At 31.3% G+C, this 14471-nt stretch carries 13 protein-coding genes; all 13 read right to left on the bottom strand.

Features of this window, described 5'->3' with window-relative positions:
* Window positions 1-9: 9 nt before the first annotated feature.
* Window positions 10-321 carry a hypothetical protein gene (locus GJV76_RS10610; RefSeq protein ID WP_155092593.1) on the bottom strand — a complete coding sequence of 104 codons (312 nt, stop codon included), beginning with the start codon at window positions 319-321 and terminating at the stop codon, window positions 10-12.
* A 310-nt stretch (window positions 322-631) separates the two neighbouring features.
* On the bottom strand, window positions 632-2317 hold the full coding sequence (locus tag GJV76_RS10605) for a helix-turn-helix transcriptional regulator (RefSeq protein WP_155092592.1): 1686 nt from the start codon (window positions 2315-2317) through the stop codon (window positions 632-634).
* A 294-nt stretch (window positions 2318-2611) separates the two neighbouring features.
* Window positions 2612-3523: an HNH endonuclease gene (locus GJV76_RS10600; protein WP_155092591.1), complete on the bottom strand. Its 912-nt coding sequence runs from the start codon at window positions 3521-3523 to the stop codon at window positions 2612-2614.
* 86 nt (window positions 3524-3609) lie between these two features.
* Window positions 3610-4593, bottom strand: coding sequence for a hypothetical protein (locus GJV76_RS10595; protein WP_155092590.1), 984 nt, complete (start codon window positions 4591-4593; stop codon window positions 3610-3612).
* The gene (locus GJV76_RS10590; protein ID WP_155092589.1) at window positions 4575-5030 is read right to left on the bottom strand and encodes a hypothetical protein; all 456 of its coding nucleotides are present in this window, start codon (window positions 5028-5030) and stop codon (window positions 4575-4577) included. The genes GJV76_RS10595 and GJV76_RS10590 overlap by 19 nt, the downstream gene beginning before the upstream one ends.
* Window positions 5031-5441: 411 nt before the next feature.
* On the bottom strand, window positions 5442-6578 hold the full coding sequence (locus GJV76_RS10585) for a DegT/DnrJ/EryC1/StrS family aminotransferase (protein WP_155092588.1): 1137 nt from the start codon (window positions 6576-6578) through the stop codon (window positions 5442-5444).
* A 55-nt stretch (window positions 6579-6633) separates the two neighbouring features.
* Window positions 6634-7071 carry a hypothetical protein gene (locus GJV76_RS10580; RefSeq protein WP_155092587.1) on the bottom strand — a complete coding sequence of 146 codons (438 nt, stop codon included), beginning with the start codon at window positions 7069-7071 and terminating at the stop codon, window positions 6634-6636.
* A gap of 198 nt (window positions 7072-7269) precedes the next feature.
* Entirely contained in the window at window positions 7270-8454 is a 1185-nt protein-coding gene (locus GJV76_RS10575; RefSeq protein ID WP_155092586.1) for a S1 family peptidase, read from the bottom strand.
* 114 nt (window positions 8455-8568) lie between these two features.
* Window positions 8569-9222, bottom strand: coding sequence for an acetyltransferase (locus GJV76_RS10570; protein WP_155092585.1), 654 nt, complete (start codon window positions 9220-9222; stop codon window positions 8569-8571).
* A 3-nt stretch (window positions 9223-9225) separates the two neighbouring features.
* A complete protein-coding gene (locus GJV76_RS10565; protein ID WP_155092584.1) occupies window positions 9226-9831 on the bottom strand; it encodes a sugar transferase in 606 nt (201 codons plus the stop codon).
* The gene (locus tag GJV76_RS10560; protein WP_155092583.1) at window positions 9824-11065 is read right to left on the bottom strand and encodes a glycosyltransferase family 4 protein; all 1242 of its coding nucleotides are present in this window, start codon (window positions 11063-11065) and stop codon (window positions 9824-9826) included. The genes GJV76_RS10565 and GJV76_RS10560 overlap by 8 nt, the downstream gene beginning before the upstream one ends.
* Window positions 11065-12954 (bottom strand): heparinase II/III domain-containing protein, encoded by a 1890-nt coding sequence (locus tag GJV76_RS10555; protein WP_155092582.1) that lies wholly within the window; start codon window positions 12952-12954, stop codon window positions 11065-11067. The genes GJV76_RS10560 and GJV76_RS10555 overlap by 1 nt, the downstream gene beginning before the upstream one ends.
* 5 nt (window positions 12955-12959) lie before the next feature.
* Window positions 12960-14471, bottom strand: a complete 1512-nt coding sequence (murJ, locus tag GJV76_RS10550) for a murein biosynthesis integral membrane protein MurJ (RefSeq protein ID WP_155092581.1) — start codon at window positions 14469-14471, stop codon at window positions 12960-12962.

The following is a 14471-nucleotide window of genomic DNA, read 5'->3' as shown; positions in this document are numbered from 1 at the left end:
GCTGCTTAACTAATTGTCCAGATTTCGTTTGGATATCCAAACCTTCTCCCAATAAACATCATACGAGTATTGATAATTATTTCTTACATTAAACGCAATAGAATCATTACTGGATGAAATTTTCCAAGTAGTAATAAACGAGCTTGCATCAGTTAAAGGATCACCCTGTAATTCGAAAAACAAGTTTGAATTTTCATCGTGTTGTTTCACAGTTCGCTCTAACTTAAGTGAAGAAGCTATGTCAGATGCTTCTGACAATGTCCACAGACTACTTAAAAGCGAAAATAGAAATAGATATAAAAAAGTAATTGATGTTTTCATCAGCATAATTGTTTTTGTTTGCTTTACAAACTTTATCAATCTTACTAAAAACACCTAATAAACACCTGGGACAAAAGTGGGACAAATAGAGAAAAACACACATGAAAAACCACCTAAAACACAGCATACAAGTACATTAAGCCCTTAATTTCACAAAATTAAATCGCGTAATTGTAATAATATTACAATTCAAAACCAAGTAATCACAGAGAACAAATACCTGAGAAAAAGAAAATAGTAAATGGCTAACTAATCCAAAAAAAGAAAAAATGCTGCGTTCACAGCGCGAATTTGACCAAGGAAAGCAGACCTAAAGCAAATGATACTTTTCCCCATATTTCTTTTTAAGTCGCTGATTTGCCTTTCGAACTGCCTCTGAAGTTATACCGAGCAAATTTGCAATTTGCTCTTTTGATAGTCCAATTTTCTGCAATAAAACAATACGCAGATTACTCTCTGTTAAGTCAGCAAAGTGTTTTTGAAGATAATCTACATACTGCTTTTGCTCTTTATAAAAAGCAAGCTTAAACAAGTCCCAGTTTTCCTCTGTCATAAGATGGGACTGCAACAACTCCTGGATAGCTGGTGTATTGTGTTTTAAATAAGTGCTGGATGATTTTTTCAGCGCTTGTAATTCTTCCTCTAATTGTGCAATTTGCGTCGTCTTTTCACTGAGAAACTGCTGATGCGCTGAAAGCGTATTCTCGGCTTTGTGCAATCGGTCTTCTGACTTGATTCGCGCTAACTCAAAATGCATCAGCTTTGTCTGATATGCAAATGCCTGCATCTTATTTCTGCGTTTAAAAAACAGATAAACGCCTAATAAAAGCAAACACAGAAAACTCACAACCAGAAATAAAACAATACGCTGATACCAAAGTGATTCAACCTTTGCTTTTTTCAGTTCTAAGTCCCAAAGAATCTTGTGATAGTTCAACTTTCCATTGACTAATTGAATGGCAAGCTCCCCTTCCTTTTCTTTGGCTATTGGGGCTATTTTATCCACTTCACGTGAATAGTATAGCTCTAAGCTGTCCTCTTTTTTTAATTGAGCAATTTGTTTTAAAAAGCTGAGAATTTCAAACTCATAACCAACTTCCCCTCCAATTTTAAACGCATAAGCATAAGCCTCTTCTAAAGCAGTAAACGCGCTATCGATTTGATTATTCTCAAACAATCCTTGTGCGAGAAGCAATCTACTGTACATCATATTCTTTACATCCCCTACTTGCCTTGAGAGTACAAAGTCCTTTTCCAACAACTCCCTGCCCATCTTTACCCTGCCCTCTTTCATGTCTATTTGTCCCAATCCTCCAAGAGTTTTTGCATAGCGCAAAGTATCTTTCGTATCTAATGCAAAGCCTTGACTTTTTAAATAGTATTCTTTAGCCTTTACAAAATTGACTTGCCTATAGGCTAACTCCCCCAAGTTGAAGTAAACCTTAGCTGCTGTGGTATCTTCTAATAAAGGCAAATTTAAAATAAGTGAGAAATACTCCTGTGCAAGGCGATATTCCTCTAAGGTTTGAAAAAAGAATGCTGTATTTAGCAATATATCCTCTTTACCTAAGCTCAACTCTTCTAGTTGATTCTCGATAAGAAGGGAAAGCTCTATAAAATATGGAGCTGCTTGCACATACTCATTCTCTGCATAAAAATAAAAGCCTATATAGCTATAAATCCAAGCCTTAACACTAAGGCTAATCACAGGGTTTTGAAGTGCATCATAAAGCAAGTTCACCTGCTTTAGAAATACCCCTTCTGTCAGCTCTCCTTTCTTACTCGCTTTAACTAATGCTATAGCTTGTTTTAACACCTTGACATTCTCAAGCTCAATGGCTGTAAAATCTTGTTGTTCATGCTCTAAATCAACAGCATCTAAGGTATACTTGTCGATTAGCTGCTCATAGATACGCACATCTTGCTTAATTGCACGATCACAAGAAAACAAAAAAAGAAAAGACGAAAACACCAAGTAAAAATGCTTTACCAACATAGAATGTATTTTTAGCTTGATGATAAAGATATCTTATTTTAAGGGAATTATGAATAATTTATCAATGACAATTAGGAAACAAGGAACTGGGAACCGAAAACCGGAAGCCGGAACACTGCTAATAAAAAAAGCCATTGTCTTTCGACAACAGCTTTTTACTCTACTAATTTTATATTTTATCACGTAACCTCTCGGCTCCTATATCGGTTACCCGTTACCAAATCATTTACCCGTTGCCGAATCAGTGCTTTAAGAATATCAAGAACTTTAATAATAAAATTAAGAAATTACTTCTTATCTATAATGACGGCCACCTCCCCAAATAGCTCTTCCACCAGTATGGGGTATTTTGTTATGTACTTCAGTATTCACTAAGTCGATTATTCCATAATCTTCCTTATGATGCCATGTAAGTCCAATAATTCTATCTTTACTATGATTTTGAATATCTCTCATCTGCAAATCAACAAGTTTTCGACCTGAAACATCTCCATAATTAGGGTGATAATATTTTGAATGACCATTTATCTCAAGAAGCTTTTTTTCTATAGCTTTTGAATTATTATTAACTACTACTCTTTGAAGTTCTCTCTTAGCTATTTTAAACTGTGCACGATCACTTAAAAAATACTGTTCTGCTCGCAGCTTTGTAGAAAAAGCAGTATAATTTGAAAAATCAGGAAAAACACCTTTAATGTGAAATTCTTTATGCTTAAACACTTTAGCAACTAACTTAACTTTGTAATCTGTTCTATTGACTGCTCCTCTTCGAATAACTATTACAGGCTTCTTATTTGGGTTCTCTATTAGTTGTCTTGAAACACTCTTTAAGTAGCCCATATCTGTACGCAGAGAACGATTAGCGTAAATCTTTTTATATGTAACAATCTGGTCTGGATTGGATATAATCCATTTTCTAAACTCAGCAAACTTATTCATTTCTGTCGTTAGATCAACCCATTGCTTTTCATCTAAAATATTAATTTTCGTTAAATATTTAGAATCAATTTTAAATTGAGTTAAAAAAAGTTTTGCATTTTTAATTTCAAGGTTTTTAGTAAAAATTGAACTTTTTTCAACCACGTTAGTCTTTAAGGCAGTAACAAGAAAACGCTTAGGCATACTTTTTACTGTTTGTTTTGCAACTTTATTACAAGAAGAAAACAATATAAACAATACCGTTAAAACTAATAACTTATACTTCATTATATTTTTTTTTACATAGCCGAGTTTACTGCATTAATGTTTATCACTTACCTTTTCTTTTTTTCTTCTCGATCTTGTTCCTCCTCCTATTTTACATCATTTTCAATGACCTCTATATACTCCATCTCCTCTACCTCTAAACTTTGACTATCCTCTATATAAATAGAATCATCATTAGATAAGTCTTCATCCATAATCAAACGAACTTGCATTGGATCCACTTCTTGACCTGAATTATAATAAAACTCCGTATTCTTATTTAAACCAATCAACAAAGCATTACTTTCTTTAAAGACAAACTCATTTGATACCACATCCTTAAGACTCTCTCGTATAATAGCCTCGCGTTTTCCTTCTGTATAAAAAAGCAATATAAAACCAAGAAAGAAAGAAAATATTGATCCAGCTATAGAAAAAGGTTGAGGAACTACAAAAGAACTAATTCCAAACACCAAGGATAATATAAACAATACAATAGCAACAAAATCCCATACTATAAGAACTAGATTTAAAATTTCATTAGTAGCATCCTCCTCAATATTATTTACCATTTGATTTGCTCCCATTTTAATATTCTGCAGTACAGTACCATTTCTCCAATCTAAGACTTCTTGCTCTGTATAAAACTCTTTTTCACCTAATTCAAACTGCCTTCTGTTTAGTTGTAATCTATCTAAATACTCATTTATTTTCTTTTGCTCAAACTCCTGATAATCTAGCAAGTTAAATGCTAAGTGCATAGATTGGGAAATTTCCTTAACGTTCTCTTCATTAGTTTTAAATACACGTCTTCTTAGAATATTCACCATTCCAAAACTATCGTAATCTTCAATAAACTGATTTATCTTTTCATCAAAATACTCTTTCTTTTGCTCACTTATTTCACTTACAAATTTGATATGGCTTTCTTTTTCCAATCGTATATTCTCCAACAAATATGCTTGTTTATTCACCTTTAAGTCTTCCATCTCTTGTATTTTGTCTTTCTTACATCCAACTAAGAAAAAAACACTCAGAATTGTCAAAAACGTACTTACATATCTACCTAAAGTTAATCTAATTCTTCCCATACTAAATCTATAGTTGTTTCAAAACGTGTCAAATCTCTGTTTTCAGATAGTTGCCCCTTAAAAATATCATTAAAAATAACTAAACGTAATTCCTTAAAATTATCAGTGAAATTAATGCGTTTACTTGCTTTTAACACGAATAATTCTTTTACAATTTTACGCAAAGCATCTTCTCCTTTACTTGTTAAATAGCTTCTACCTTTCTCTATTCGTTGAAGAGAATATACAGAACAATTCAGATACTCACTCCATATGTGAAAATCATTATTATTTTCAATTAACATAATTTGTACCAATTGAGAAGAATCTAAAGTTTCAACAAAACTTTCGACAACTTCCCTTTTAAGCGCAATCAATTCCCTTTTAGAATTCATTCCACACCCCATAAATAAAACGGAAATCATTACATATAATATAAATAATCTTGTTCCCTTCAAAACACTAAATTTATAGTTTAAAAATACGCTTCAAATTTAAATAAATTTCAAATAAAAAAGCAATAAAGCACCACAACACACTAAAAAAAAACAAACCACTATGGATTGAAAGTTCATAGTTTGTTAAAGCAGACTAAAGTCTGTGAATATTCCATATATCAAAGGTAAACATTTTTAGAAGCTGAAAGCTAAATTCACTAAAGTACATAGTTTTAACTACAGTCTGCAACTAATAAAAAAAGCTATTATCTCTCAACAATAGCTTTTAATTTATATAATTAGTTATTAATTAACTGTTTACAAAAAGACTGAGCTTAAAGAAAATGTCTGGTAGACAATTTTAGCGAAGGCCCTGGAAGGCCTCAGGATGTTTACTACCATTAACTGGAAAGTGTAACTGTGAACTATTTTCTATTTAAAAAACGCTCTTACAGCCTTAGCTATACGCGCTCTATCTTCATCTGTTAAATTACTTCCCGATGGCAAGCAAAGACCTCGGTCGAATAACTTCTCAGCGACATTGGTTCCGTAGTATGGAGCATCTTGAAAAACGGGTTGCATGTGCATTGGCTTCCACAGTGGACGCGTTTCGATATTATCCTCAAGAAGTGCCAAACGCAATTGTTCTCTGTTTTTTCCACAAACAGCTTCATCTATCGTTATACAGCTTAGCCAATGGTTAGAGAAGAAATCCTCAGAAGGCTCAGTAAATACAGTCACCCCTTCGATATCCTTAAACAATTCTTGGTAAAAGGCATTATTGGAACGACGAGCCGCGATGCGATCCTTTAACACCTCCATTTGTCCACGACCAATCCCCGCTACGATATTACTCATGCGGTAGTTGTATCCAATGTGAGAGTGTTGATAGTGAGCCGCTGTATCACGAGCTTGTGTGGATAAGAACACCACGTGATCTTTTTGCTCTTTTGTTTGACAAACCAAAGCACCACCGCCTGAAGTTGTTATGATTTTATTTCCGTTGAAGCTCAAAGCAGCCATATGTCCTATTGTACCACATTGACGTCCTTTATAAGTACTCCCCAGTCCCTCTGCAGCATCTTCCAATACAGGCACTTCGTACTTGCGAGCTACCGCCATGATCTCATCCATCTTGGCAGGCATCCCATATAAGTGAACAGGGATAATAGCCTTTGGCTTTTTACCAGTTGCCATCGCGCGAGACTTGATAGCATCCTCCAAAGCCTTTGGACACATATTCCACGTATCTGCTTCACTATCCACAAAGACAGGTTTGGCACCTAAATAAGCAATTGGATTAGCAGAAGCGGAAAAAGTCATTGTCTGACAGATTACTTCGTCTCCAGCCTCTACTCCAAGGTTTACTAATCCTAAATGCAGAGCTGCAGTTCCAGCGCTTAAAGCTGCAACTTGTACACCATCTGCTAAAAAACTTTCCAAATCAGCTTCAAATCCATTTACATTTGGTCCTAAGGGAGCAACCCAATTCGAATCAAATGCCTCGTGAATATACTTCAATTCATTACCTCCCATATGTGGAGAGGATAACCATATTTTTGACTTCATTATACAGTAATGTTTTGTTCAAATTTGAAGGTTAAAGGTAAGAAGTTTTAAACAATTAATTGAAAAGTTTTCGATCTTTTATCAAGGCTGCACCGTGAATAAAAAAGGTGAATACAAACACCACTGCCGCACACCACCACTTGCCTTGTTCCCATTGAACTAAACTATGAAAGACGATATAGCCCAAGGCAAAAGACAAACTCAAAACATATAACCAACACACAAACACATTCCTAAATAATGTAAAAACTAATGCAATACAGATAAAAACAATCCACCAAGGCAATTGTTTGTCTGCAGTAAAATAAAGTATCATGGCCAAAACCTCTAACTTAATAAACTGTAAAACAATTCTTTTACTCTCTTGTTCCTCCTCATGCTGACTAAATAATTCTAAAATACCCGAAAGATGTTTATCTTGCTCTTTTGTTTGGCCTTCTTCTACTTCTATCCATTCTCCACAATGGGTACACTTTGTTTTTACCTTTTCCATACTGACTACTTTAAAAACGTTTCTCCTACTTTAGTAGAGAGCGCTAAAATAAAGGTTCAAATATAATTCGAAATAAATATGTCTATCAAAATATTATGGGAACAAGCTTTTATTTTGAGGGAACGAAACGTTCTAATCAAAAAGAGTTACAAGCACTTTAAATTTTAATCAACTATAGCGTCAGTAAAACTCCTTCACTTAATACTTATTAATTATATCTTCATAGATACTTACAATCCTTTTACTACCATCTAAAACCATAATAATATGACTAACAAAATTAGAAGCTTTATTCCTATCATATCGATCTAATTTCAAATCTAAAATAAAGTCCACCACATAATAGTCTCCCACTTTATCAGAATCAAAAGTATCCCATCGAACGTAATGTGAAGCTTTTCTGATGTTAAAAATATCATTATAATCTCTTGCTATTTGCACCACTTGGCTAACAGAAATATCGTACTTACTATAATATCTACGCAAAGTAGGAGCGTACATAGTATATAAACTATTAAAATCCTTATCCGTTAAAATTTCGTAATAGCGTTGAACAAAGTACTTAAGTTCACTATGACTAACATCATTCTGCTGTCCTGAACTAACAAAAGGTTGTTTACCCAAATATTTGCTCAAAGGTAATTTCTTAATATTCACTGCAAAATTCAAATTACCTTCACCTAAAGTACTCGTTGTAATACCAATAACTTTCCCTTCTCTATTCATTAAAGGACCTCCACTACTACCATGAGTAATATTGGTAGTAGTTTGAACAAGACTATTGTTATCTCTATATCCAGAAACTATCCCCTCAGATAGAGTAAAACTCATCCCACGAGGAGTTCCAATAGTAAAACATTTGTCACCAACTGCTAATTTTTTACTAGCAATGTCTAAAAAATCAAGTCCTATACTTTCGCCTATTCTAAAGATAACATAATCATTTTCTTTATCATACTCATATATATCTGTAATCATAAAATTCTGATTCAAATGATTAACAGCTATATAGTTATCTGCACCTTCAAAAACATGGTAATTACTAATTGCTAATCCATAATCGTCTACTACAAAAGCAGATCCTTGAGAGACAGAATAATCATTAGACGCATAGATAATATAAACTCCCGATTTAACCTCGTTGTATAACTCACTAAGATTTCTTTCTTTACTTTGAGAATTATTACTGTAATTTACAGTTTGTTGACTCCTGTTAAATTCTCTTTCTTTTAATTCAAGTTCCTTTTCACGTAGTTCTAACTCTTTCCTTTTCAACTCCAATTCAGTCGAACTCTCATTACTTTTACCTTGCTGATTACAAGAAACTAAACAAAAATTAACAACAACACAAAAAACAATAAGATAACTAATAAACCATTTCATAAGGTAACTTAAATTTCTAAAAACACATTTTTACTACTTCAAATATACTTCAAAAATTAGATATACTATCTATTAAAAAACCACTCGTATAGAGTGGTTTCGTATATTTAGTTGTTATCCTATTTGTTCAATAAGATTGGTATACTTAATAATCTTTCCAGGATTACCTACTACAACAGCATAATCTGGTACATCTCTTATAATAACAGCACTTGCACCTAACAAGCTATTAGCTCCAATTTCTTTTACTCCAGTCATTATAGTAACTCCAATACCACTATAAGCATTTTCTTTAATATTTATCGAAGCTCCAACATTATTACCTTGAGAATAAAAACTACCTTTTCCCAAAATAGTATGATGTGCAACATTAACCCCCATACTGATCATGACATAATCTTCAATTATAGATAAGGGCATAAAATTACACGCTGGTAATACATATACAGCTTTACCTACTTTTACAGAATTATGCATATTAACAGTTGGATGGATGTAACTTGGTATATTAAATCCTTGTTGTTCTAGTTTAGTAAGTAAAGAAACTCTAATTTTATTATTTCCAATTGGTACAAAAACATTAATAGTACGTTCACAGTTATTAAAAAGCCATTCAATATTACCCAATATCTTATATCCATTGATAACTTTATCTTTCAGTTTCAAATCATCATCTACAAATCCTAATATCTTATAATCTTCTTTCAAATATTCAGCATAAACTTGTCCATAAGTTCCTGCACCAATAATTATAGCTTTCTCTTTCATCTTTTAATTTTTCCCATTAAATGCCTCAGTAGTAACATGTCCTTCTTTTGAAATTCCTTCCCTCACAAATACCTTCTTAATTGTTAAAAAGAAGATCTTAACATCAAATAAAAAACTAATATGTTTAACATAGTAAACATCTAATTCAAATTTTTTTGTCCATGAAATTGCATTGCGTCCATTTACTTGTGCCCAACCTGTAATACCTGGCCTAACTTCATGTCTCCTTTTTTGTTCTTCACTATATAATGGTAAATAATACGTTCTTAATGGTCTAGGCCCTACCAAACTCATATCTCCTTTCAATACATTGATTAACTGAGGTATCTCATCTAAAGATGTTTTACGTACAAAAGCTCCTATAGCTGTTAAGCGCTCCGCATCTGACAACAAATTTCCATCCACATCTTTCTTATCGTTCATGGATTTAAACTTGATAATTTTGAAAATTCTTTCATTCCTACCTGGACGAGCTTGAAAGAAAAATGGCTTTCCTTGATTAGCAAAGGCCAATCCAATCATTACAATTATAAATATTGGACTTAACAACAACAAACCAAAAAAGGCTGCTAAAAAATCAAATACTCTTTTCAAAAAACACTTATACATTATGTACGAATTTTTTTAATTCATTTAAATATTTTAAAGCTAAATAATTTCGATCAAAATACTGTTTAGCATACTTGTATCCATTTTCTCCTTGTTTTAACCTTAAGTTATTATCACTCATGTAATGTTTTATCTTAGCTGCAAAATCAATTGGGTTCTCAGGCTCAACAAAGATTCCTGCATTAGCTAATTCTACTAGTTCACGAGAAACTCCATCAATTGCCATTAAAATAGGTCTTCTACAAGACATATAATCAAATGTTTTATTTGAATACACAGTTTTGAAAGTATCATTTTTAATTAGAACTGATGCCCCCATATCTGAAGCTAAAACATATTTTAATACTTCCTTTTTAGGCATTGCATCAAAATAAACTACATTACTTAAATCCATATCTATAGTCTGCTTTTTAAGCTCCTCCTTCTTCATTCCGTTTCCAATTAAAACGAATAAAACATTGGTATTTCTCAATAGATTTGCTGTTTCATTTATCTGATGTAGTCCATTTGCAACACCATGAGCACCTACATAAGTAATTACAAACCTATCGTTCCAACCTAAATCCCTTCTAAACTGTTGAAAATCAAAATTACTCAACAAATCATCAGACATTTCAAAATCAGCTGCGTTTGGAATTTCTATAATTTTACTCTTTGCTACAGCTTTATTCTCAACTAACTTAGTATAAAAAGCAGGCGTCAAAACATTAATTACTTTTGCTTTCTTATAAATAAACCTTTCAAACCAATAAGCAAATTTGATAATTAACTTATTTTTCAAAACTCCCGTATCAATAGCTGACTCAGGCCATAAATCACGTATTTCAAACAAAAAAGGTGTACGTTTAAACACAGATAAGATATATGCAGTGATACCAACAAATAAAGGAGGAGAAGTTACTAATATTACGTCAAACTTGCCCTTAACTTTAAAAAGTCCAGCATATGTACTAGAAAAAACAAAAGAAAAATACCCCCATAATCTGCCTAAAAAATTCTTATTATATGTTTCCGAAACATTACATCGAAATACTTCTATTCCATCTTGATATTTTTTAGTTACAAAATGTTTTTTATATTCTTCACGTTTTTTAGAAGATTGCCCATCCAAATCTCCAGCTAATACTGTTATTTCGTGTCCTGCTTCTTTCCAAATACGAGTCATTTCATTAAAACGTGCTCCACCTGTCACATCAGCTTCTTTAAAGTATTGATGTATTAATAGTATTTTCATTACTTAAATTTTAAAGTCGTTGTAAAAGTCCCTTCCGATTCTGTTGAAATATAAGAAGCAATAACATGTTTCTTCTTATTCATATAATACAATGAATGCTCTCCTTTATGAACTAACGCTTCAATATTGTTTCCATTTTGATCTGAACAAGTAAGATCTAAATAGTTTTCATAGTCATTAATTAAATGGAAATTTAAACATACCTTTTGTCCCTTACTTGAAGACTTGAAAATATCCACAACAGTTAATTCTGGATTCCTCTTATCAATATAAATCTTTCGTTTATGTTGATTTTTTTTATAATCACGATAAAAACCTTCCCAGGAAATTTGGTTATCATTTTCAGCTATAATTCCAGAAACAACCTTAACCCACTCTCCATTTAAAAAGCGACTGATCTTAGGCATTGGCTCACTTGATCCAAACTGAATCGTATTATGTGCACGTATTGATTTAAAATAATTTGTTTCCAAGGCATTATAAGAATAACTCCCCGTATCCAACATAATATTTACCCCTTTATAAAAAACATCCAAATGAAGGATATCATTAGATGGTCTGAAGTTATCCTGTTTAGCAACTACTAATGTTTTAAGGTTTTTATACACTAGTTGTACAAACTCGCTATCTTTTACATCACATTTATTTATAACTTCATAGTTTCTTTTGAATTGACTCATATCTATATTACGCCAAATTAAAGGAGCTAAAACATCCCTTGAATCCCAAATTATTTGTTGGTGTAATAATCCGAAAAAAAGTTGAATACTAGGTCTAAAATCTCTATAATCTAATTCATGCAATTGTTCAAACATAGCACCGTCATTAGATCCTAAATTAGGTACTTCACCTTTGTCATTTGAAACTAAATCAAGTAACCACATACCAAGTTTATCTAATTTTAGTAAAATAGCGGCAGAAAATTCTGGTTCTTTGAATTCTTGCATTCCATATAAAACAAAAGAGATAGTATCCATGACAACACGGTGATAATTCACTGATTTTTGAGAGAAAGTACCATCATGTAAAATTAACTTTTGAATACGATTTTCGAGTATTTTTCTTCCTCTGCTTTTATACTCTATCAGTCTTTTCTTTGTTTGATTAGTTAGTAAAGTAGAATTCTCTTGCTTTAAAAGCCATATCGATCCAATATAAAGTACAGCTGCTTCAGAAGTACCATGATTATTATTTTGAGCTATTGCATAGTTAATATTTCCATTGATTCGTTCGATATGCTTAAATACAAAGTCAAAAAGACCCTCATTTACCTCATATAGTGTTTTTAAAAGTAAACTAGCATTATATAACTTCATTACCCTTATAGAGGCTTCTTGTCCACATTTCCAATGAATCCCTTGATTATATGGATTATGTGTACACCAATCTTTTAAAAGTGCATTTAACTTCAAAAGATAAGCCTCATCATTCGTCAAACAATAGGCTTTAGTTAGACTGAGAACCCAATCAAATCGTGATAATTCCCATAAGTTTTTGATATCACCTGTATTTAAATCAAACTCGTTAATCTCACACCAGTGTTTATCAAGGCTATCTAGACTCTTTTTACTAAATGGATCAAAAAACCAATATTTATTTTCTGGAATGTAAAAAAACCAATAATTATAAAATTGAAAATAATTCTCTATTACACCATTAGCCTTATGAACAATTAACTCTTTTTCCTCTTGTGTTAAATTCGACTTTACTTTTTCAAAAGAAACATTACTAAAAAAATCAGTAGTTACAACAAAAGGACCAAGATTAAATTTTCTCTTGTGTATACCCACTTTCAAAGAAAAAGAATAATAGAGAATATAAAAAAAATTATATACACCAATTCTAGGTATTACAAACAAAATATGCTTTATTTTTATTAGAAACTTCACATTAACTATTTTTTAAACAATTTAAAGACATTATTTCTAATCAAAGAAATATTAATAATATAACAGTAAATTAAATATGAAACAACATAAATTACCCCACTAAGAATTAAACTAAAAATTTTATCCGTTTTTGAAGTTCCAAATTCAAGCCAGTTTGGAAAGCAATAAAATAAAATATACACAATTAAACAAAAAAATATAATTTTAAAAAAATCATACAAATTCCTTCTTTTAATATAGATTGAGTACTTTTTCCAAAGTAAAAAAAGCACATAAATCATGTAAAACAAACTTGTAATCGTGACTGCTAAAGAAATACCTTTCACTCCCATAAATAATGCTAAAATATAGCATAAAGCAAAATTTATAAATAAAAAAACTATTCCTAAATAAATAGGAATCTTCCTATTATCAAACGTATAAAATAGTTTGTTACCCAGATCTCTCAATGCAAAAAAGAAAGATCCAATTACATACATTTGAAATACATCACTTGTTAATGAAACAGAATAATCGCCAAAATTACCTCTCTTAAAAATAATAGAAACTACCTCCGATGAATATAAATACAAAAAAAGTGATAAAGGAATTAAAATTATAGAAAAAAGTGAAAAAGAAAAACTAACTAACCTACTAACATTCGTTTTAAACTCTAAACTTTCTTTATCATAAGAATTAAGCTCACTGTAAATTACATTAACAATTGAAACAATAAAAAAAACATTAACTAAACTATGAATATTACCAGAATAACTCAAAGCAGATTGACTACCTTCAACTAATCGTGAAGCTATAATTCTATCATAAATTTGTCCTATATAAATCGTGCTTGTCCCTATCAAAGTAGCACTAGTAATCAGAATATAATACTTAATCGAAACCTTTGGTAAGTAATACCTTACCCCATATATATACAAATAGAGAATAATAAATGTACAAACTGACGAAATTAAAAAACTATAAATTATAGCTTGAATTCCCAATCTTTCATACAAAAAAAATAATGAAAAAATAACAGTTAGACTATATGCTGTACCAATCAACTCACCTCTACCAAATTTTTTTTCCGCATTCAAAACTGCTACCAAAAAAAAGGTTAACGTTTGAAAGAAAAAAGCTAAACTATTTATCTTAATATAATATACTATTTTTTCTAAACTATTAATAGTTCCATTCGAATTAAGCATCTTGCCAAAATCATCTGCAAACAAAAATGTTATTAAAACTATAAAAAAAGATATAATACCTGTAAATAAAAACATTTCATAAGATTTTTCTTTCCAATTACTATAACTTTTATTTTTAAAATGTTCAGGAATATATGCTATACCAATAGAAGAACCAATAATACCTGATAAAGCAAAAAAAATACCATAGACCAAATAATACAGATCTATCTCAAGAGAAGTTCCAAAGTAATTTGCAAGAAAAGTCTCTCTTAAAAAACCAAGAGCTTTTGCGACGATACTTACTGAAAATATTGTCAAAATAGAATAAAACACTTTCTTATAACTCAT

The sequence above is a fragment of the Myroides albus genome, from assembly GCF_009711045.1.
Classification (GTDB): domain Bacteria; phylum Bacteroidota; class Bacteroidia; order Flavobacteriales; family Flavobacteriaceae; genus Flavobacterium; species Flavobacterium album_A.
This window is presented reverse-complemented; position numbering and strand designations above follow the sequence as displayed.

What these genes read in the sequence shown, in the direction of transcription:
- GJV76_RS10570 (WP_155092585.1), bottom strand. Translation starts at nt 9,222, where the DNA reads ATGAAAGAGAAAGCTATAATTATTGGTGCAGGAACTTATGGACAAGTT.
- GJV76_RS10610 (WP_155092593.1), bottom strand. Translation starts at nt 321, where the DNA reads ATGAAAACATCAATTACTTTTTTATATCTATTTCTATTTTCGCTTTTA.
- GJV76_RS10575 (WP_155092586.1), bottom strand. Translation starts at nt 8,454, where the DNA reads ATGAAATGGTTTATTAGTTATCTTATTGTTTTTTGTGTTGTTGTTAAT.
- GJV76_RS10600 (WP_155092591.1), bottom strand. Translation starts at nt 3,523, where the DNA reads ATGAAGTATAAGTTATTAGTTTTAACGGTATTGTTTATATTGTTTTCT.
- murJ (WP_155092581.1), bottom strand. Translation starts at nt 14,471, where the DNA reads ATGAGTTATAAGAAAGTGTTTTATTCTATTTTGACAATATTTTCAGTA.
- GJV76_RS10580 (WP_155092587.1), bottom strand. Translation starts at nt 7,071, where the DNA reads ATGGAAAAGGTAAAAACAAAGTGTACCCATTGTGGAGAATGGATAGAA.
- GJV76_RS10585 (WP_155092588.1), bottom strand. Translation starts at nt 6,578, where the DNA reads ATGAAGTCAAAAATATGGTTATCCTCTCCACATATGGGAGGTAATGAA.
- GJV76_RS10565 (WP_155092584.1), bottom strand. Translation starts at nt 9,831, where the DNA reads ATGTATAAGTGTTTTTTGAAAAGAGTATTTGATTTTTTAGCAGCCTTT.
- GJV76_RS10605 (WP_155092592.1), bottom strand. Translation starts at nt 2,317, where the DNA reads ATGTTGGTAAAGCATTTTTACTTGGTGTTTTCGTCTTTTCTTTTTTTG.
- GJV76_RS10595 (WP_155092590.1), bottom strand. Translation starts at nt 4,593, where the DNA reads ATGGGAAGAATTAGATTAACTTTAGGTAGATATGTAAGTACGTTTTTG.
- GJV76_RS10560 (WP_155092583.1), bottom strand. Translation starts at nt 11,065, where the DNA reads ATGAAAATACTATTAATACATCAATACTTTAAAGAAGCTGATGTGACA.